This window comes from Bacillus sp. FSL H8-0492, from assembly GCF_038006145.1.
GTDB classification, from domain to species: domain Bacteria; phylum Bacillota; class Bacilli; order Bacillales; family Bacillaceae_G; genus Bacillus_A; species Bacillus_A mycoides.
Genome location: NZ_JBBOUP010000001.1, coordinates 5,129,181 through 5,150,511, shown reverse-complemented (window position 1 = coordinate 5,150,511; position 21,331 = coordinate 5,129,181). Strand labels below are relative to the sequence as shown.

The following is a 21,331-nucleotide window of genomic DNA, read 5'->3' as shown; positions in this document are numbered from 1 at the left end:
ACGTTACAATTTACCATTGTAGTGTTGCGCCTTTTATTCTTTTCACTCCCCTTATAGAAGCGATTTCATCTATTAACTGAAGAAGTGCTAAATCCTTTTGTTTACTTTCAATCATAATATCAAAATTATGATTAACTTTTTTTGCGATGTGCAAAAAGGGTTTAATAAATTCTAAATCAATATAATCTGCATGGGCCCTAAATTCTTTTTCTGATCTAGGAGAAGAAATATGAACTTTAGGAAGGACATTTGTATGTGACCAAGTTTTAAATATCATAGGAAGTAATTCCTCTAGCGGTTCATTACAAAGGTTCGCTATGTGATGATGATAATCGAACACGAAAGGGATTTTTTCTTTTTGACAAATAGCCAAAGTTTCAGAAGTTGTATATGTTTTATCGTCATTTTCAAGAGTCATTTGTCTTTTTATATGGTAAGGAAGTTTTTGTATGTTTTCATGAAAACGTTCGATTGCCTTCTCCTTATTTCCATACGCACCACCTACATGGATATTAATGTAGGAAGAATCTGCAATTCCCATAGCATTTAACACATTATAATGATAGGTCATATCTGTAATAGCATTAGTTGTAATATGTGGTTTGTCGCTTGTAAATAGTGTGAATTGGTTGGGATGAAAACTTACGCGTAAATTGTGTTCTTGAATTAATGCTCCTATTTTACGCCATAGTGGAGCAAATAGTTGAATGTAATCAAATTCAACTTCAGGATGTGTTGCAAGCGGAACGATAGAAGATGATAAACGATATAATGGAATTTCGTGTGCAATATTGTAATGAAGGATGCGTATTGTGTGTTCTAGATTTTGCAGTGTAACATTATATAATTTATCTTCACGCTCTTGTTTTTTTAGCTTTTTCCAGCTTGTAAATGTCATTGTTTTGGCAGGCGAACAGTCCCATAATGCCGTAGCATGTGAGACATATCCAAATCGAATTATCATATGTGATGCACCTCCTTGGCCCTTGAAATTTCTCTATAAAAAGAACGCGAGTATCGTTCCTATCCATTCCTTTCCTCTATCGATAATGGAGAGAGGATTGACATCTTCGAAGGAAAGTAATAAGGAGCGTTCCAAATCTTCCTCGAATTTACGTTTTACTTCTTGTATGAAATGTTTATCGTATAAAAGGCAATTGATTTCATGGTTAATATATATACTTCTCATATCGAAATTAGCAGTTCCGATATCACAAGTATGATCGTCTACTATAATAATTTTTGCGTGGAAAAATCCTTGCTGGAAAGCGTAAATATTACAACCAGCTTGTATTAACTTTCGGCAATATGGGAATTTTGCTTCTCGAACGAGGGCATGATCAGCCTTTTGTGGAACGAGAATAGTTATTTGAACCCCACGTTTTCGCGCTTTTAATAATGCATTCATAATTTTTTTTCCAGGAATAAAATATGGTGTACCGATAAAGAGTTCTTTTTTCGCGCTTTCGATTAAATGTAAAAATGTATTTTGTAAATAGGCACCATCAGTAGGAATGAAACGATGTAGAATGGTCCCTGGTTGTTGCGTAGGAAAATAAAGAGATGAATCTAATAAATTTTGGTCTGTATCGTCGAGCCAATCATGTAAAAATTGTTTTTGTAAATCTTGTATCCCTTCTCCTGTAAGACGTAAATGATAATCTCGCCATAACCCTAACCTTTGATTATGCCCTAAATATTCCTCGCCAATGTTAAATCCACCAATATAACCAATTTTCCCGTCAATAACTGTAATTTTTCTATGGTTTCTTTGATTTGCAGAAAAGAAAGGAAAAGGAAATTTCACTTTATGACAAAATGAAAAAGAGACACCATGTTTTTGTAGGGAGTAAATCGCTTCTTTTGATAAATAATGACTTCCAAACCGGTCGAGTAAAAGTCTTACTTCAATTCCTTCTTGTGCTTTATCGATAAGTAACTTTAAAAACGTACGACTTATATCATCGTTTTTTACAATAAAAAATAAAACGTGCACATGGTGTTTAGCTTGTTTTATATCAGTAAAGAGAGCATCGTATAGATCATTTCCGTATGTATAAAGGCGAAAATCACTTTGACGTAAAGGGAAAGAACGAGAACGTACACGCTTTAAATGAACAATTCTCCCATATGAAAGGTCGATTGTAATCCAGAGAGCGCTGCCTAATAACAAGAGAGATAAGAAAAACATAAGTAAATTCCCTCCTTCACGGTCTTTTCACCATCAATTTTTTACAAATCAAAATTTCACTGTATCCCGCTATTTGCGGACAGTAAGACGCCCACCTAAAGCAAAGAAGTTGGTTGGGATTCGGGCCGCCCGTAAAAGCCCGATTGGTGAGGGCTTTTACTCAGTGGGGATGAATAGCTCTCCGCCGATTAAAGTTTCACTTTATAGTTTCACCGAAATAAACAGCTTTATTAAAAAATGTGTTGTTGTATAACAAAAAACTGTTGACTGAATGCTCACTCATTATATAATGGGAATAGGGGATATAATTCAGAAAATTATATATTTTCGAAGATTCTAAAAAAGAAAGAGAGCTTACAAAGAGAGGGGTAGCATAAAATGAATAGCTTACTAATCATTAATTGGCTGGCTGCCATTGCTGTTATTGCTTATGCGGGGTATTTGTTTGTATATCTTATACGAACAAGGATGGCCTACATACAATTAGGAAAAAAGATTGAATTTGACCGTCGTTTTAAAGAGCGTTGGGATCTTCTTAAGGTCAATGTTTTCGGTCAGAAAAAGCTGCTGAAAGATAAAAAGAGCGGCATCATTCACGTTATGTTCTTTTACGGATTTATTCTTGTCCAATTTGGAGCAATTGACTTCGTTTGGAAAGGACTTGCACCAGGATCGCATCTTCCACTTGGACCACTATACCCTGCATTTACATTCTTCCAGGAAATTGTCACACTCGTTATTTTAATTGCAGTCTTTTGGGCTTTTCATAGACGCTATATTGAAAAGCTTGTTCGTTTGAAACGTAATTTTAAATCAGGCCTTGTTCTTATCTTTATTGGTGGCTTAATGATTTCTGTGCTACTTGGTAATGGGATGGGAATTATATGGCACGGCGAGGAGCTTTCATGGAGTGAACCTATCGCTTCTGCAATCGCTTACGTTTTCTCGGGATTAAATGAAACCGTAGCCATTTCAGTGTTCTATTTCTCTTGGTGGGTGCATTTACTAATTTTGTTAACGTTTTTAGTTTATGTTCCACAATCAAAACATGCGCATTTAATTGCTGGACCAGTTAACGTGTTTTTTGGTCGTCTTTCAAATCCGGGAAAACTTGAAAAAATTGATTTTGAAGATGAAACACAAGAAACATTCGGTGTTGGTAAAATTGAAGACTTTAGACAAAATCAACTTATCGACTTATATTCCTGCGTCGAATGTGGTCGTTGTACAAATATGTGTCCGGCAACAGGAACAGGGAAAATGTTATCACCGATGGATTTAATTTTAAAACTTCGTGATCATTTAACTGATAAAGGAGCAGCGGTAACATCAAAAGCACCGTGGGTTCCAGTTGTTGCTTTTAATAATACACAAGGAAATCAGTTAGCGATGATGGCAGCTGGAAAAGGACAACAAGAATCAGCGGCTACAGCGCTAGCGTACGACCCAAGTTTAATCGGAGACGTTATTACAGAAGAAGAGATTTGGGCATGTACAACGTGTCGTAACTGTGAGGACCAGTGCCCAGTTATGAATGAGCATGTTGACAAAATTATTGATTTACGCCGCTATCTAGTTTTAACAGAAGGAAAAATGGACGCGGAAGCGCAGCGTGCAATGACAAACATTGAGCGTCAAGGTAATCCGTGGGGACTGAACCGTAAAGAGCGTGAAACATGGCGCCAAGGTGACGATGAAGTAACAGTTCCAACTGTAAAGGAGAAATCAAAAGCTGGCGAAGAGTTTGAATACTTATTCTGGGTTGGATCAATGGGTTCGTATGACAATCGCAGTCAGAAGATTGCGATATCATTTGCGAAGCTAATGAATGAAGCAGGCATTTCATTCGCAATTCTTGGTAATAAGGAAAAGAACTCTGGTGATACACCGCGCCGCCTTGGAAATGAATTTGTATTCCAGGAAATGGCTACTAAAAATATTGAAGAATTTGAAAAAGCAGGAGTGAAGAAAATCGTTACGATTGACCCTCATGCTTATAACACTTTTAAAAATGAGTACCCGGACTTTGGCTTACAAGCAGAAGTCTATCATCATACAGAATTACTAGCCCAGTGGGTGAAGGAAGGTCGTTTAAAACCTGTCCATTCTATTGAAGAGACAGTTACGTACCATGATTCCTGTTACTTAGGAAGATACAACGAAGTATACGAAGCGCCGCGCGATATTCTAAAAGCAATTCCAGGTGTAAACCTTGTAGAAATGGCGCGTAACCGTGAAACGGGAATGTGCTGTGGTGCGGGTGGCGGCCTAATGTGGATGGAAGAAACGACAGGTTCTCGTATTAACGTTGCACGTACAGAACAAGCGTTAGCTGTACAGCCGTCAATTATCGGTACAGGATGCCCGTATTGCTTAACGATGATTAGTGACGGCACGAAAGCGAAAGAAGTTGAAGAAACAGTTCAAACTTTGGACGTAACAGAGATTTTAGAACGCTCAGTTATCGGACAGAAGAAAGAAGCAATGTAGTTTGTAGGAATGCATTCAAATTTAGAAAGAGGTGCAAAAATTGCACCTCTTCTAGGCGCAAGGATACCGAGCGAGCGCTCGGTGCTAAAAAAAGAAATGGGGGAAAGAAACATGAGTAAAACAGTTATTTTAAGTGCTGCAAGAACACCGGTTGGAAAATTTGGAGGAACTTTAAAAGACGTGAAAGCAACAGAACTTGGAGGAATCGCAATTAAGGCAGCGCTTGAAAGAGCGAATGTTTCCGCTAGTGATGTTGAAGAAGTTATATTCGGAACGGTTATCCAAGGAGGGCAAGGACAAATTCCATCACGCCAAGCAGCAAGAGCGGCCGGCATTCCTTGGGAAGTGCAGACAGAAACAGTAAATAAAGTTTGTGCATCAGGGCTTCGCGCAGTTACGTTAGCAGATCAAATTATTCGTACTGGTGATCAATCACTGATTGTAGCTGGTGGAATGGAATCGATGAGTAACAGCCCTTACATTTTACGAGGGGCAAGATGGGGATACAGAATGGGTAACAACGAAGTTATCGATTTAAACGTTGCAGACGGTTTAACATGCGCATTTTCAGGTATACACATGGGTGTTTATGGCGGAGAAGTTGCGAAGGAAGATGGAATCTCTCGCGAAGCACAAGATGAATGGGCATATCGTAGCCATCAACGTGCGGTTTCGGCACATAAAGAAGGGCGTTTTGAAGAGGAGATTGTACCAGTAACAATTCAGCAAAGAAAAGGCGATCCTATCGTCGTGGCTAAGGATGAGGCACCACGCGCGGATACAACGATTGAAAAATTAGCGAAATTAAAGCCTGTATTTGATAAGACGTCAGCGGTGACAGCAGGTAATGCTCCGGGACTAAATGATGGCGGTGCTGCACTTGTATTAATGAGCGAGGACAGAGCGAAGCAAGAAGGAAGAAAACCATTAGCGACAATTTTGGCGCATACGGCGATTGCGGTAGAATCGAAGGATTTCCCAAGAACGCCAGGTTATGCAATTAATGAATTGCTGAAAAAGACAGGTAAGACAATTGAAGACATAGATCTATTTGAAATCAATGAGGCATTTGCGGCTGTAGCAATTGCAAGTACAGAAATCGCAGGGATCGATCCGGAAAAATTGAATGTAAATGGCGGTGCTGTAGCAATGGGGCATCCAATTGGAGCGAGCGGAGCACGTATTATCGTTACACTTATCCATGCACTGAAGCAGCGCGGCGGCGGAATTGGAATTGCTTCTATTTGTAGCGGTGGCGGTCAAGGTGATGCAGTGATGATTGAAGTTCACTAATTAAGATTAGAAGATATATAGTTTATTAACAATTAAGGGGGAAGAAAAAATGAGTGTACAAAAGATTGTTGTAATTGGTGCAGGGCAAATGGGTTCAGGTATCGCACAAGTGTGTGCAATGGCAGGCTATGATGTGAAAGTGCAAGATTTAAAGCAAGAGCAATTAGATAGAGGGCTAGCTGTTATTTCAAAAAATTTAGCCCGCCAAGTAGAAAAAGGCCGTATGAAGGAAGAAGAGAAAGATGCGACTTTAAATCGTCTTACATGGACGCTCGATTTAAATAGTGTCAAAGAAGCTGATCTTATTATTGAAGCAGCTGTTGAAAAAATGGATATTAAAAAGAAAATTTTTGCGAATTTAGATGAAATCGCTCCAGAACACGCAATTTTAGCGACGAATACGTCATCGTTACCAATTACGGAAATTGCAGCGGTAACGAAACGTCCTGAGAAAGTAATCGGCATGCACTTTATGAATCCAGTTCCAGTTATGAAACTCGTTGAAATTATTCGTGGTTTAGCTACAGATGATGCAGTGTACGAAACGATTGAGGATATTACGAAAAAAATCGGGAAAGTGCCAGTTGAAGTAAATGATTTCCCAGGGTTTGTATCGAACCGTATTTTATTACCGATGATTAACGAAGCGATTTATACGTTATACGAAGGAGTAGCGACGAAAGAAGCGATTGATGAAGTAATGAAACTCGGTATGAATCATCCGATGGGACCTCTTACGTTAGCTGACTTTATCGGTTTAGATACATGTTTATACATTATGGAAGTGTTGCATGAAGGATTAGGAGATAGTAAATATCGCCCATGTCCATTATTACGTAAGTATGTGAATGCAGGATGGTTAGGACGTAAAACGGGTCGTGGTTTCTACGTTTACGAATAAAGGCCTCCCTTTATTGAAGTAGTGGTCTTACCAGATTGTTAAAAAGATATATAGCAAACGGAGGCGAAGTACATGAATTTTCACTTTACTGAAGAGCAACAAATGATGAGGAAAATGGTTCGAGATTTTGCACAGAAGGAAATAGCTTCCTTTGTTCCTAGTATGGAACAAGGGGTGTTCCCGAAAGAGATTTTGCAAAAGATGGGTGAGCTTGGACTAATGGGTATTCCAGCGCCTGCAAAATATGGCGGGGCAGAAATGGATTTTATTTCTTACATTCTAGCAATTGAGGAAATTTCAAAGGTAAGTGCAACGGTTGGTGTAATTTTAGCTGTACATACGTCAGTTGGAATGAATCCGATTTTATACTTCGGAACAGAAGAACAGAAGCAGAAATATGTTTCTAAATTGGCGACTGGTGAATATTTAGGCGCATTTGCTCTAACAGAACCGAATGCAGGATCAGATGCAGGTAGTTTGAAATCAAGAGCTGTAAAGAAAGACGATCACTACATCATTAATGGATCGAAAGTCTTTATTACAAATGGTGGTGAAGCAAGTACATATATCGTCTTCGCGTCTACAAATCCAGATGCAGGGAAAAGCGGGATTTCAGCATTTATAGTAGAGAAAGATACACCAGGCTTAATCATTGGAAAAGATGAGCATAAGATGGGTCTTCTTGGTTCTCGTACAGTGCAACTTACGTTTGAAGATATGAAAGTGCCGGCCGAGAATTTACTTGGTGAAGAAGGACAAGGATTTAAGGTGGCAATGGCGAATTTAGATGTTGGGCGAATTGGAATCGGAGCGCAAGCATTAGGAATCGCGGAAGCGGCGCTTGCATGTGCGATTGATTATGCGAAAGAGCGCGAGCAATTCGGCAAGCCAATTGCGGCGCAGCAAGGAATCGGATTCAAACTTGCAGATATGGCGACTAGCGTAGAAGCAGCGCGATTACTTGTATACAGAGCGGCATCGCTAAGAGCACAAGGGTTACCATGCGGTAAAGAAGCTTCTATTGCGAAATTATTTGCTTCTAAGACGGCCGTTGAAGTTGCGATTGAAGCGGTGCAAGTATTTGGCGGTTACGGTTATACGAAAGATTATCCAGTAGAAAGATTTTTCCGTGATGCGAAGATCACGCAAATATATGAAGGAACGAGCGAAATACAAAAGCTTGTAATTAGTCGAGCTTTATAAAAAGGCAGAGGGGGAGACGGGAATGCATTTTAAATTATCAGAAGAACATGAAATGATAAGAAAAATGGTTCGGGATTTTGCGAGGAATGAAGTAGCGCCGACAGCAGCAGAGCGTGATGAGGAAGAGCGATTTGATCGCGCTTTATTTGATCAAATGGCAGAGCTTGGTTTAACCGGTATTCCGTGGCCTGAAGAATACGGCGGAATTGGAAGCGATTACTTGGCGTATGTAATTGCCGTTGAAGAATTATCCCGCGTTTGTGCTTCTACAGGTGTAACGTTGTCTGCACATACTTCACTTGCTGGATGGCCAATTTTTAAATTTGGAACGGAAGAGCAAAAACAAAAGTTTTTGCGCCCAATGGCTGAAGGGAAGAAAATTGGTGCATATGGCTTAACAGAACCAAGCTCTGGATCAGATGCTGGTGGAATGAGGACGACTGCAAAACGAGATGGAGACCATTACATTTTAAATGGTTCGAAAATTTTTATTACAAATGGCGGTATTGCTGATATTTATGTTGTTTTTGCATTAACAGATCCTGATTCGAAGCAGCGCGGCACGAGTGCATTTATTGTGGAGAGTGATACGCTAGGATTTTCGGTTGGGAAGAAGGAAAGTAAGCTAGGGATTCGTTCTTCGCCAACAACTGAAATTATATTTGAAGACTGCCGTATTCCTGTAGAGAATTTACTAGGGGAAGAGGGCCAAGGATTTAAAGTTGCGATGCAGACATTAGATGGCGGCCGTAATGGTATTGCGGCACAAGCAGTCGGTATTGCACAATCCGCTTTAGATGCTTCTGTAGAATATGCAAGAGAACGTCATCAGTTTGGGAAGCCAATTGCGGCGCAACAAGGAATTGGCTTTAAACTTGCGGATATGGCAACGGATGTAGAGGCAGCGCGTCTTTTAACATATCAAGCGGCTTGGCTTGAATCTGAAGGGCTTCCGTATGGGAAAGAGTCAGCGATGTCAAAAGTATTTGCAGGTGATACAGCGATGAAGGTAACGACTGAAGCGGTACAAGTATTTGGTGGTTATGGTTATACGAAAGATTATCCAGTAGAGCGTTATATGCGCGATGCAAAGATTACACAAATATATGAGGGAACACAAGAGATTCAAAGGCTTGTAATTTCTCGTATGTTAACGAAGTAGGAACAAAAGCGTAGGTATTTTCCTACGCTTTTTACTTCCAAAAATAATAGAGAGAGGTGAAGGGATGGTTAAACATAATGTACATGCGTCAGTGAAAGATGAAAAATTAGTTGCGTTAAGACGTGAACAAATGATTAAAGGTGCGGTGCAGCTGTTTAAGCAAAAAGGATTCCCGCGTACAACAACGAGAGAAATTGCGAAAGCGGCTGGATTTAGTATCGGAACACTTTATGAGTATATTCGCACAAAAGATGATGTATTATATTTAGTTTGTGATAGTATTTATGAACATGTAAAAGAGCGGTTAGAGGAAGTAGTGTGTACAGAGAAGGGAAGTATAGAAAGCTTAAAGATAGCGATAATGAATTATTTTAAAGTGATGGATGAATTGCAAGAAGAAGTATTAATTATGTATCAAGAGGTACGTTTTTTACCGAAAGAATCACTCCCATATGTATTAGAAAAAGAGTTTCAAATGGTCGGGATGTTTGAGGATATTTTAGAGCAGTGTACGGAAAATGGGACATTTACACTAAATAAAAAGGAAATACAGCTTCTTGCACATAATATTTTCATACAAGGACAAATGTGGGGATTTAGACGTTGGGCCCTGCAAAAACTGTATACTCTCGAAGAATATACAGAAATGCAAATTAGGTATGTACTGCAAGGAGCACATATGTCTCCGAAATAAAGAATGGACAAATTATAATTTTATTGCCCGTAAATAGCGCGATAAAAGTTTCCCGTTTTTTTTGTAGCATATTTGTGCGACTTTTGTTTATAATGAATAGTATGGATTTTTTTAAGCAGACCGTTATATATAAGCTTATATTTGAAGAAAGGAAGTGCCGCATAAGTGGGTTTTAAGCAATATTCACCAGAAGAGCTAAAAGAATGTTCAATGATTGAAGTTGTACATAGTGTTTTAGGGAATAAAAGACAAGCAACGACATTCAACGAGTTGGTTCAAGAAATCGCTCAAGTGCTGGGACTATCTCAAGGGCAAGTTAATACGAAACTCGCACAATTTTATACAGATTTAAACATCGATGGACGTTTCATTAATTTAGGAGAAAATCGTTGGGGGCTACGTAGCTGGTACCCATATGAGCAAATTGATGAAGAAATTCTGCCTCAGCCAAAACCGAAGAAGAAACGCAAAGTTGAAGAAGACGGTTTTGACGACTACATTGAAGAAGATGATGTAGAAGAAGAAGAAGCAGAAGAAGTAGAAGAAGATGTAGTAGATTTGGACAAAGTTCTTGAAGACGAAGACGCAGACGATGAAGATGATGATCTTGATGATTTAGAAGAAGATAATGAAGACTTCGCAGAAGAAGAACTTGAGTATGATGAAACTGAAGAAGAAGAGGAAGAGCGGTAGTTCTTGACTTTTCATTATCGTCCATGTAGAATCATTTTTGGGCTCTTTAAAAAAAGACGATAATACTTTTAAAGTGTAAATATAAAAGAAAATTGCTCCCTACTTATTACTTTATGTGATGAGGGGAGCAATTTTCTTTTTTGTTTTTTGTTTAGAAAATAAAAAGAGCCTAACAATAAGATAGATACAGTGTTATCTACATACGTTGCGCTTTGCAACGGTGATTATATAACAACGAAGTAGAAGGGAGTATTTTCATGACTAAGTATATTTTTGTAACAGGCGGTGTAGTATCGTCTTTAGGTAAAGGTATTACAGCAGCATCTCTTGGAAGACTTTTAAAGAATCGTGGTTTAAACGTAACTATTCAAAAGTTTGATCCATACATTAACGTAGACCCAGGGACTATGAGCCCCTACCAACACGGTGAGGTATTCGTAACAGATGATGGTGCAGAAACGGACTTAGACCTAGGTCACTATGAGCGTTTTATCGACATCAACTTAAACAAATACAGCAACGTAACAACAGGTAAAATTTACTCTTCAGTTCTTCAAAAAGAGCGTCGTGGTGAATATTTAGGAGGAACAGTTCAAGTTATTCCTCACATTACTAACGAAATTAAAGAACGTGTATATCGTTCTGGTCGCGAAACAAATGCCGACGTTGTTATTACAGAAATCGGTGGAACTGTTGGTGATATCGAGTCTTTACCATTCTTAGAAGCAATTCGTCAAATTAAGAGCGACATCGGTCGTGACAATGTAATGTACATTCACTGTACGTTAATCCCGTACTTAAAAGCAGCGGGTGAAATGAAAACAAAACCAACGCAACATAGCGTTAAAGAGCTTCGCAGCTTAGGTATTCAACCAAATATTATCGTTGTTCGTACAGAACTACCTGTTTCTCAGGACATGAAAGACAAGCTTGCATTATTCTGTGACATCGATACAAAAGCAGTTATCGAAGCACGCGATGCAGATACTTTATATGCGGTTCCATTATCTCTTCAAGAACAAAACATGGACCAAATCGTTTGTGATCACTTGAAGTTAGACAATCCAGCTGCAGATATGACAGATTGGACTGCGCTAGTTAATAAAGTACGTAACCTTTCTAAGAAAACAAAAATCGCTCTTGTTGGTAAATACGTAGAGCTTCAAGATGCATACATTTCTGTTGTAGAAGCGCTTCGTCATGCAGGTTATTCATTCGACACAGATGTAGAAGTGAAATGGGTAAATGCTGAGCACGTAACAGCAGAGAACGTAAAAGAATTAGTTGGCGATACAGATGGTATCCTTGTACCAGGTGGCTTCGGCGATCGTGGTGTAGAAGGTAAAATCGTTGCAATTCAATATGCTCGTGAAAACAAAGTTCCATTCTTAGGAATTTGCCTAGGTATGCAACTTGCATCAATCGAATTTGCACGTAACGTATTAGGATTAGAAGGAGCTAACTCTTCTGAAATTAATCCTGACACACCTTATGCAATTATCGATTTATTACCAGAACAAAAAGATGTAGAAGATTTAGGTGGTACACTTCGCCTTGGTCTATACCCATGTAAGCTTGCTGAAGAAACAAATGCTTACAATGCTTACAATGAGCCGGTTGTATATGAGCGTCATCGTCATCGTTATGAGTTCAACAATCAATTCCGTCCAGATATGGAAAAAGCAGGATTTGTATTCTCTGGTACAAGCCCAGACGGTCGTCTAGTGGAAATTATTGAATTACAAGATCACCCTTGGTTCGTGGCAGCACAGTTCCATCCAGAACTTGTATCTCGTCCAAACCGTCCACAACCATTGTTCCATGACTTCGTAAGTGCTTCTATTACGAATAAAGAGAGCAAGTAATAAAAAAAAGCGCCTGAAATAGGGCGCTTTTTTTAATATTCGTTTAACATTTCATCAATTGTAAATTTCAATCCGTGATAAGCAAATAAAGCTACAATTAAACTTGGGAACCCGTAGCGGTTACCTTCATCATCTGGAATAAGACCCTTTAACAGCTTTGTATCAATATGTACATCTGTATATTGTTCCAGTGATTCAACACCTTTTTGAATAGCCGAGATTCCAACGATAGATTGGCCTTCTTCATGAAGTTTTTTCGCGGTTTTTATAATTTCTTCATCTGTCGAAAAACGACTAATAAGAAGTACGCGGTCCGCAGAAGTCACTGCCGCCGGTTCACCGTTTTCTATTAAACGTTTTGCTTGTTTCATTGGTTCGGCGCCAAATAATGCTTCTGAAACAATACCTTCCATTTCGTTTGTACCATGCAAGTAAATGAAGCCGTCGCCAACTAACGCCTGGGCAAGTAGACGAGCGCTATCTTCTATATTCATTTCCTCTTTTTGAGAAATTCGGGAGAAATATCCACTTAATTGAGTCGAGAAAATTTTTAACATGTTGTTGCTCCTTTCTTTCGTGTTAGCTGGTTCTCATTATAGCTTATTTTTTTTGGAAAGGGGAAATAGTAGGGTGGCATAACAAAATAGGAAACGGTAAAATAAGAAAGAATAGGAAGGGATTTGGCAAAGAGTAGCGAAAATAAACCGATAAGATATAAGAAGCTTTAAATCTTGTACTTACACAGAAAGGTTGGGAGTTATGGAAGGGAAAATTTTAATCGTTGATGATCAATATGGCATTCGTGTTTTATTGCATGAAGTGTTCCAAAAAGAAGGTTATCAGACGTTCCAAGCAGCGAATGGATTTCAAGCTTTAGATATCGTGAAAAAAGATAATCCGGATTTAGTAGTGTTAGATATGAAAATCCCAGGTATGGATGGTATAGAGATTTTAAAACATGTAAAAGAAATTGATGAGAGTATTAAAGTGATTTTAATGACTGCTTATGGAGAATTGGATATGATTCAAGAAGCGAAAGATTTAGGAGCTTTAATGCACTTTGCTAAACCGTTTGATATTGATGAGATTCGTCAAGCAGTGAGAGATCAGCTTGCTGTAGAGGCGTAAAAAATGAATTTTTTATAAAAAATATGGAAAAAAGCGTTTACATGGACTATTGAGCAGGTGAATACAGTTGAGTTTTTGAGTACAAGTTGTTATCCTATTGAGTGTAGAAAGAAGTCCGGTATGTAAATATACATATTTTACCTTATTCTGGTCATACTACCAGCGATAAGAATTTATCGGATACAAAAAACGTTTTTTAGGAGGATTCACCATGCCTTTAGTTTCTATGAAAGAAATGCTAAACACAGCACTAGAAGGAAAATACGCAGTTGGTCAATTCAACATGAACAACTTAGAGTGGACTCAAGCTATCTTAGCTGCTGCGGAAGAAGAAAAATCTCCTGTAATCTTAGGTGTATCTGAGGGTGCAGCTCGTCATATGACTGGTTTCAAAACAGTTGTAGCTATGGTTAAAGCTTTAATCGAAGAAATGAACATTTCTGTTCCTGTAGCGATTCACCTTGACCATGGTTCAAGCTTCGAAAAATGTAAAGAAGCAATTGATGCAGGTTTCACATCTGTAATGATCGACGCTTCTCACCACCCATTCGATGAAAACGTTGAAACTACTAAAAAAGTGGTAGAATACGCACACGCTCGTAACGTATCTGTTGAAGCTGAGCTTGGAACAGTTGGCGGACAAGAAGACGACATCATCGCTGAAGGCGTAATTTACGCTGATCCAGCAGAGTGTAAGCACCTTGTTGAAGCAACAGGTATCGATTGCCTAGCTCCAGCTTTAGGTTCTGTACACGGTCCTTACAAAGGTGAGCCTAACTTAGGATTCGCTGAAATGGAACAAGTTCGCGACTTCACTGGCGTACCTTTAGTATTACACGGTGGTACTGGTATCCCAACTGCTGATATCGTAAAAGCTATTTCTTTAGGTACTTCAAAAATTAACGTAAACACTGAGAACCAAATTGAGTTTACAAAAGCTGTTCGTGAAGCATTAAACAAAGACCAAGAAGTTTACGATCCTCGTAAATATATTGGACCTGGCCGCGACGCTATCAAAGCAACTGTTGCTGGTAAAATGCGTGAGTTCGGTTCTAACGGTAAAGCGTAAGAATAAAATTCCGTTTTGGAAACCGTCTAGTCTTTTAGACGGTTTCCTTTCGTTGTATAATGAAAGCGCGAACAAGTCTAAAGATTTTATAAAGTGAATTTTTGGTTTGCGAATATAGAAAATAATGTGCATAGTCCTATTAATAAATGTGGTAAGTATCTGAATTGAGTAATTTGATTCGATGAATAGTTAATCTTCATCTATTTGTACAGCAGGGGAGCTACAGGTGATGGTTTTCTACTTATTGAGTTTCAGGATGGAAAGAGTGATTGAGATTCTTAAGGGGGAATCTTCTACTTCTTATAAAGAAGTAGAAGATAAATACATTCACAAGAAGGGAGCTCAATATGGAAAAGTTGCTAATTGAAGGCGGAAGAGCTTTAAATGGAACGATTCGTGTGAGTGGTGCAAAGAACAGTGCTGTTGCACTAATTCCAGCGACAATTTTAGCAGATACTCCAGTAACTATTGGCGGTGTTCCTAATATTTCGGACGTGAAAATGTTAGGAGACTTACTAGAGGAAATTGGAGGGAAAGTAACTTATGGGCAGGAAGAAGAGATGGTAGTCGATCCTTCTAACATGGTTGCGATGCCTTTACCAAATGGAAAAGTGAAAAAATTGCGCGCCTCTTATTATTTAATGGGTGCAATGCTTGGCCGTTTTAAAAAAGCTGTTATTGGGCTTCCAGGTGGATGTCATTTAGGGCCACGACCGATTGATCAGCATATTAAAGGGTTTGAAGCGTTAGGGGCATATGTTACAAATGAACAAGGTGCCATTTATTTAAGAGCAGACGAACTACGTGGGGCACGTATTTATTTAGATGTTGTTAGTGTAGGAGCTACGATTAATATTATGCTAGCAGCTGTACGAGCGAAAGGTAGAACTGTTATTGAAAATGCAGCGAAAGAACCTGAGATTATTGATGTAGCTACATTGTTAACGAGTATGGGAGCACGTATTAAAGGTGCTGGTACAGACGTAATCCGAATTGATGGTGTGGATTCACTGCACGGTTGTCACCACACTATTATTCCAGACCGTATTGAAGCTGGTACGTATATGATTTTAGGAGCAGCATCAGGAGGAGAAGTAACAGTTGATAATGTTATTCCTCAGCATTTAGAATCCGTTACTGCGAAGCTAAGAGAAGCTGGTGTTCAAATTGAAACGAACGATGACCAAATTACAGTGAACGGCAATAGAAGGTTAAAAGTAGTTGATGTAAAAACGCTTGTATATCCAGGGTTTCCAACGGATTTACAACAGCCGTTTACAACGCTTTTAACAAAAGCGCATGGAACAGGAGTTGTAACTGATACAATTTACAGCGCACGTTTCAAGCATATTGATGAATTGCGCCGTATGAACGCGCAAATTAAAGTAGAAGGCCGTTCAGCAATTGTGACTGGACCGGTTTTATTGCAAGGTGCGAAGGTGAAAGCGAGTGACCTACGAGCTGGTGCGTCCCTTGTTATTGCGGGTTTAATGGCAGATGGCATTACAGAAGTAACGGGACTTGATCATATTGATCGAGGTTACGAAAATATAGTAGACAAGCTTAAAGGGCTTGGTGCAAACATTTGGCGAGAACAAATGACAAAGCAAGAAATTGAAGAAATGAAGAATGCATAAAGTGAAACTTTAATCAGTATGGGGTATCCCACGCCGATTATTAACCCTCACCAATCGGGATAAGGTGGTGATACTTCCGTTAATGGGGAGCGAAGAATCACTACTAACGGAAGTACACTTTATAGAAAAACAAGGTTCACAAAATACGGCAGAAATATAAAGACTTAAAGGAGAGGGATTATTGTGGAAAGAAGTTTATCTATGGAGTTAGTACGTGTAACAGAGGCTGCAGCATTATCATCAGCGCGTTGGATGGGGCGCGGAAAAAAAGATGAGGCAGATGGTGCAGCAACATCAGCTATGCGTGATGTATTTGATACAATTCCGATGAAAGGTACAGTTGTAATTGGCGAAGGTGAAATGGATGAAGCGCCAATGCTATATATCGGAGAAAAATTGGGTACAGGATATGGACCACGCGTAGACGTTGCAGTTGATCCTTTAGAAGGGACAAATATCGTAGCGGCTGGCGGCTGGAATGCGCTTGCTGTTATTGCAATTGCAGATCACGGCAATTTGTTACATGCTCCTGACATGTACATGGATAAAATAGCGGTTGGTCCAGAAGCAGTTGGTGCAGTTGATATTGACGCACCTATTATCGACAACTTACGTGCAGTTGCGAAAGCGAAAAATAAAGATATCGAAGATGTTGTAGCGACAGTTTTAAACCGTCCACGTCATCAAGCAATTATCGAAGAAATTCGTAAAGCTGGTGCTCGTATTAAATTAATTAACGATGGAGATGTAGCTGGAGCAATCAATACAGCATTTGACCGTACTGGTGTAGATATTCTATTCGGTTCTGGTGGAGCACCTGAAGGTGTATTAGCTGCGGTCGCATTAAAATGCTTAGGTGGAGAAATTCACGGGAAGCTCTTACCTCAAAACGAAGCTGAACTAGCTCGTTGTAAAAGAATGGGTATTGAAGATATCAATCGTATCCTTCGTATGGAAGACTTAGTAAAAGGTGACGATGCAATCTTTGCAGCAACAGGTGTAACAGACGGAGAACTATTACGAGGCGTTCAATTTAAAGGTAGCGTCGGAACAACACAATCCCTTGTTATGCGTGCAAAATCAGGCACAGTACGTTTCGTAGACGGCCGCCATAGCTTAAATAAAAAACCGAATTTGGTTATTAAATAAAAGCGTAAGCAGCTCGTTCAGAATGGGGAGGGGGATGGAGCTTCTGACGAAGAGGCGCTTTTTGCCTCGCAGGAAGAAGTGAAGCCACCGACCATTCTAGCTGCTGAAGCTGGATTAAATAAAAAGTGCAAGCGGCTCGTTTAGAATCGCAGGACACTTCAAACTCCTGACGAAGAGGCGCTTTTTGCCTCGCAGGAAGAAGCGAAACCACCGACCATTCTAGCTGCTGAAGCTGGATTAAATAAAAGCAGAAATGCCTTATCTATTCTGCCTTAAAATCAGGTGAGTAGAAAAAAGAAAGAAATATGAAAAGGCGAAGACAAATTTTCTTGTCTTCGCTTCTTGTATTTGTGTTTCAACGTATTGATTAAAACTAGATAAAAGGGTTACAATAGTGAATATTATCCTACTTGAACTTATTGCCTTTCATTATTATTTATTTGCCTTCCGTATTTTTCCCTTTACCCATGTGAAAAGAGAATAAAGTTAAAGTGTGGTGTCTGAATGAATTTGTCAATTGCAGCATTAGAAAACATGAAATTAAAAGAGTTATACGAGCTTGCGAAGGAATTTAAGATTTCGTATTACAGCAAGTTAACGAAAAAAGAGCTAATCTTCTCTATCTTAAAAGCTCGAGCAGAAAAAGAAGGTTTCTTTTTCATGGAAGGCGTATTAGAAATTATTCAATCAGAAGGATTTGGATTCTTACGTCCTATCAATTATTCTCCAAGCTCAGAAGATATTTATATCTCGGCTTCGCAAATTCGTCGTTTCGATTTACGTAATGGAGATAAGGTTTCTGGTAAAGTACGACCTCCGAAAGAAAATGAGCGCTATTTTGGATTGCTACAAGTTGAAGCTGTAAATGGAGATGATCCAGACTCAGCAAAAGAGCGTGTACATTTCCCTGCATTAACACCGTTATACCCAGATCGCCAAATGAAATTGGAGACGGAAACGAAAAAGTTACCGACACGCATCATGGATTTAATCGCACCAGTTGGATTTGGACAACGTGGTTTAATTGTTGCGCCTCCAAAGGCTGGTAAAACAAGTCTGTTAAAAGAAATTGCACACAGTGTCACAACAAATCATCCGGAAGCAGAATTAATTGTACTTTTAATTGATGAGCGTCCAGAGGAAGTAACAGATATTGAACGTTCTGTTAAAGGTGATGTTGTAAGTTCTACTTTTGATGAAGTGCCAGAGAATCATATTAAAGTAGCGGAGCTTGTATTAGAGCGTGCAATGCGTCTTGTAGAACATAAAAGGGACGTTGTCATTTTAATGGATAGTATTACCCGTTTAGCGCGTGCTTACAACCTTGTTATTCCGCCAAGTGGTAGAACCTTATCGGGTGGTATTGATCCTGCTGCTTTTCATAGACCGAAGCGTTTCTTTGGGGCTGCGCGTAATATCGAAGAGGGCGGTAGCCTAACGATTTTAGCAACAGCGCTTGTTGATACAGGGTCTCGTATGGATGATGTAATTTACGAGGAGTTTAAAGGAACTGGAAATATGGAACTTCACTTAGATCGCTCATTAGCTGAGCGCCGTATCTTCCCAGCGATTGATATTCGTCGCTCTGGTACGCGTAAAGAAGACCTACTAATTCCGAAAGAACATTTAGACAAGCTGTGGGGTATTCGTAAAACAATGCGTGATACACCAGACTTTGTTGAAGGCTTCTTACGTAAACTTCGTCAAACAAAGACAAATGAAGAATTTTTACAAAACATTGTTGCAGACTCAAAAAGGTATGTAACCACTAAGTAAAGGGAAAAGATGGGGACTCGCTTATTTCGTAGTAAGCGAGTTTTTTATGTTTTTAAGGGAATATTAGAGAGAGTAATATATGGAAAAATTTGTTTTTTGAGATGGAAATCATATTTGTATTGAGAGCTTGAAGTGTCCTGCGATTCTGAACGAGCCGCTTGCGCTTTTAATTGATATCCAGTTCCGGCGGCTAGCTCTTCGTGTCTAAGAACCTCTCGCACTAAAGGTAAAAAGCACCTTTTGTGCGAGAGAACCTTAGCCAGTCAGAGCTGAGCGAGCCGCCTCCACTTTTAATTTTAAAAAGACAAAAACAGGTAGTTGCAAAATGGAGTTAGCCTTGTTATAATTTCATCATATGTGTTTCATCAATATAGTTGTGTAAGCAGCTGAAGATGAAAAACTCTGTTTCGAAAATGATTCAGGGCGGAAGGAGATGAAAAGAATGAAAGCAGGAATCCATCCAAATTACAATAAAGTTGTATTTATGGACACGAACACTGGCTTCAAATTCTTAAGCGGGTCTACAAAAGGCTCTAGCGAAACTGTTGAGTGGGAAGATGGTAACACTTATCCATTACTAAAAATTGAGATCAGTTCTGATTCTCACCCATTCTACACTGGACGTCAGAAGTTTGCTACTGCAGACGGACGTGTTGACCGCTTCAATAAGAAATACGGCATCAAGTAATAAAGAACATAAAACAGGCAAGTGTATGTATTCGCTTGTCTGTTTTTTTTGCGAAAATATTAAACCTTTACCCTACTTTGGATTAGGAAAGTAGATGAAAGGAGAGCTCAATGTACTTAATGAATCAAAATGGTTGGATTGAAGTGATTTGCGGGAGTATGTTTTCTGGGAAATCAGAAGAGCTCATCCGCCGTATACGCCGTACACAATTTGCGAAACAACATGCGATTGTATTTAAACCATGTATTGATAATCGTTATAGTGAAGAAGATGTTGTATCACATAATGGATTAAAGGTTAAAGCAGTTCCTGTTTCAGCTTCAAAAGATATATTTAACCATGTAACAGAAGAAATGGATGTTATTGCAATCGATGAGGTACAATTTTTTGATGGGGACATTGTGGAAGTGGTGCAAGTATTGGCAAATCGTGGCTATCGTGTCATTGTAGCTGGATTAGACCAAGATTTCCGTGGTCTACCATTTGGACAAGTTCCTCAGCTGATGGCGATTGCTGAACATGTAACTAAATTGCAGGCAGTTTGTTCTGAATGTGGATCTCCTGCAAGTCGTACGCAACGTTTAATCGATGGAGAACCAGCGGCATTTGATGATCCAATTATTTTAGTTGGGGCTTCAGAATCGTATGAACCACGTTGTCGTCATTGTCATGCAGTACCTACAAAACAAAGATAAGTGAAACTCGCTATGTAGAGCGGGTTTTTTTCGAAAATAGATGAAGATTGGTGGCAAGCTCTTCGTGTCTAAGAACCGCCGCTACTCAAGGTGAAAAGCACCTTTTGTGCGAGAGAACCTTAGCCAGTCAGAGCTGAGCGAGCCGCTTGCGCTTTAAATATTATCTAGCTCCAGCGGCTAGAATGGTCGGTGGTTTCGCTTCTTCCTGCGAGGCAAAGAGCGCCTCTCTGTCAGAAGCTCCAACCTCCTCCCATTCTGAGCGAGCCGCTTGCGCTTTTAATATTATCTAGCTCCAGCGGCTAGAATGGTCGGTGGTTTCGCTTCTTCCTGCGAGGCAAAGAGCGCCTCTCTGTCAGAAGCTCCAACCTCCTCCCATTCTGAGCGAGCCGCTTGCGCTTTTAAATATTATCTAGCTCCAGCGGCTAGAATGGTCGGTGGTTTCGCTTCTTCCTGCGAGGCAAAGAGCGCCTCTCTGTCAGAAGCTCCAACCTCCTCCCATTCTGAGCGAGCCGCTTGCGCTTTTAAATATTATCTAGCTCCAGCGGCTAGAATCTCCGGCCATTTCACTCTCTCGCTCGAAGCAAAAAGCGCTTCAAGGTCGAGAGTTCCAAATAGCCTGCGATCCTGAGCAAGCCGCTTACGCTTTTAAATATAATTTGCGTTTTTTTGATTAAGTACCATATACTATTTGTATTAG

Annotated in this window: 18 protein-coding genes; 15 read left to right on the top strand and 3 right to left on the bottom strand. The window is 39.5% G+C overall.

Annotated features, from left to right (window positions below; all coding sequences use genetic code 11):
- Positions 1–10: 10 nt before the first annotated feature.
- Both uvsE and cls read right to left on the bottom strand, forming a co-directional pair.
- Complete coding sequence (uvsE, locus tag MHH66_RS26660; protein ID WP_078185031.1) at positions 11–964, bottom strand: UV DNA damage repair endonuclease UvsE; 954 nt, start codon at positions 962–964, stop codon at positions 11–13.
- A 33-nt stretch (positions 965–997) separates the two neighbouring features.
- Positions 998–2,191 (bottom strand): cardiolipin synthase, encoded by a 1,194-nt coding sequence (gene cls / locus MHH66_RS26655; protein ID WP_002034885.1) that lies wholly within the window; start codon positions 2,189–2,191, stop codon positions 998–1,000.
- A 378-nt stretch (positions 2,192–2,569) separates the two neighbouring features.
- On the opposite strand from cls, the gene MHH66_RS26650 reads away from it, so the two are divergent.
- The 8 genes from MHH66_RS26650 (at position 2,570) to pyrG (ending at position 12,492) form a co-directional block, all read left to right on the top strand.
- On the top strand, positions 2,570–4,681 hold the full coding sequence (locus tag MHH66_RS26650; protein ID WP_002130078.1) for a heterodisulfide reductase-related iron-sulfur binding cluster: 2,112 nt from the start codon (positions 2,570–2,572) through the stop codon (positions 4,679–4,681).
- Positions 4,682–4,690: 9 nt separating this feature from the next.
- The gene (locus MHH66_RS26645) at positions 4,691–5,974 is read left to right on the top strand and encodes an acetyl-CoA C-acetyltransferase (RefSeq protein WP_078185032.1); all 1,284 of its coding nucleotides are present in this window, start codon (positions 4,691–4,693) and stop codon (positions 5,972–5,974) included.
- 49 nt (positions 5,975–6,023) lie between these two features.
- Positions 6,024–6,875 carry a 3-hydroxybutyryl-CoA dehydrogenase gene (locus MHH66_RS26640; protein WP_002016322.1) on the top strand — a complete coding sequence of 284 codons (852 nt, stop codon included), beginning with the start codon at positions 6,024–6,026 and terminating at the stop codon, positions 6,873–6,875.
- Between the two features lie 72 nt (positions 6,876–6,947).
- Complete coding sequence (locus MHH66_RS26635) at positions 6,948–8,078, top strand: acyl-CoA dehydrogenase (RefSeq protein ID WP_078185033.1); 1,131 nt, start codon at positions 6,948–6,950, stop codon at positions 8,076–8,078.
- A 22-nt stretch (positions 8,079–8,100) separates the two neighbouring features.
- Positions 8,101–9,240 (top strand): acyl-CoA dehydrogenase AcdA, encoded by a 1,140-nt coding sequence (acdA, locus tag MHH66_RS26630; RefSeq protein ID WP_002016320.1) that lies wholly within the window; start codon positions 8,101–8,103, stop codon positions 9,238–9,240.
- A gap of 64 nt (positions 9,241–9,304) precedes the next feature.
- Positions 9,305–9,934 carry a TetR/AcrR family transcriptional regulator gene (locus MHH66_RS26625; protein WP_002034889.1) on the top strand — a complete coding sequence of 210 codons (630 nt, stop codon included), beginning with the start codon at positions 9,305–9,307 and terminating at the stop codon, positions 9,932–9,934.
- 165 nt (positions 9,935–10,099) lie between these two features.
- Positions 10,100–10,627, top strand: a complete 528-nt coding sequence (gene rpoE, locus MHH66_RS26620; protein ID WP_078185034.1) for a DNA-directed RNA polymerase subunit delta — start codon at positions 10,100–10,102, stop codon at positions 10,625–10,627.
- Between the two features lie 257 nt (positions 10,628–10,884).
- The gene (pyrG, locus tag MHH66_RS26615) at positions 10,885–12,492 is read left to right on the top strand and encodes a CTP synthase (protein WP_002016314.1); all 1,608 of its coding nucleotides are present in this window, start codon (positions 10,885–10,887) and stop codon (positions 12,490–12,492) included.
- 32 nt (positions 12,493–12,524) lie between these two features.
- Here pyrG and MHH66_RS26610 read toward each other — a convergent pair whose 3' ends face one another.
- Positions 12,525–13,049: a DUF2529 domain-containing protein gene (locus MHH66_RS26610; protein WP_078185035.1), complete on the bottom strand. Its 525-nt coding sequence runs from the start codon at positions 13,047–13,049 to the stop codon at positions 12,525–12,527.
- 202 nt (positions 13,050–13,251) lie between these two features.
- Between MHH66_RS26610 and spo0F the strand changes: the two genes are divergently transcribed.
- The 7 genes from spo0F (at position 13,252) to MHH66_RS26575 (ending at position 20,634) form a co-directional block, all read left to right on the top strand.
- Positions 13,252–13,620, top strand: a complete 369-nt coding sequence (gene spo0F, locus MHH66_RS26605; RefSeq protein WP_000398592.1) for a sporulation initiation phosphotransferase Spo0F — start codon at positions 13,252–13,254, stop codon at positions 13,618–13,620.
- Positions 13,621–13,831: 211 nt separating this feature from the next.
- Positions 13,832–14,689, top strand: coding sequence for a class II fructose-bisphosphate aldolase (locus MHH66_RS26600; protein ID WP_002016312.1), 858 nt, complete (start codon positions 13,832–13,834; stop codon positions 14,687–14,689).
- A gap of 347 nt (positions 14,690–15,036) precedes the next feature.
- Complete coding sequence (gene murA / locus MHH66_RS26595) at positions 15,037–16,326, top strand: UDP-N-acetylglucosamine 1-carboxyvinyltransferase (RefSeq protein WP_002034893.1); 1,290 nt, start codon at positions 15,037–15,039, stop codon at positions 16,324–16,326.
- Positions 16,327–16,509: 183 nt separating this feature from the next.
- The gene (glpX, locus tag MHH66_RS26590) at positions 16,510–17,475 is read left to right on the top strand and encodes a class II fructose-bisphosphatase (RefSeq protein ID WP_002016310.1); all 966 of its coding nucleotides are present in this window, start codon (positions 16,510–16,512) and stop codon (positions 17,473–17,475) included.
- Between the two features lie 504 nt (positions 17,476–17,979).
- Positions 17,980–19,251: a transcription termination factor Rho gene (gene rho / locus MHH66_RS26585; RefSeq protein WP_002016308.1), complete on the top strand. Its 1,272-nt coding sequence runs from the start codon at positions 17,980–17,982 to the stop codon at positions 19,249–19,251.
- Positions 19,252–19,693: 442 nt separating this feature from the next.
- On the top strand, positions 19,694–19,939 hold the full coding sequence (locus tag MHH66_RS26580; RefSeq protein WP_000643447.1) for a type B 50S ribosomal protein L31: 246 nt from the start codon (positions 19,694–19,696) through the stop codon (positions 19,937–19,939).
- Positions 19,940–20,049: 110 nt separating this feature from the next.
- A complete protein-coding gene (locus MHH66_RS26575; RefSeq protein WP_002016305.1) occupies positions 20,050–20,634 on the top strand; it encodes a thymidine kinase in 585 nt (194 codons plus the stop codon).
- Positions 20,635–21,331: the final 697 nt, after the last annotated feature.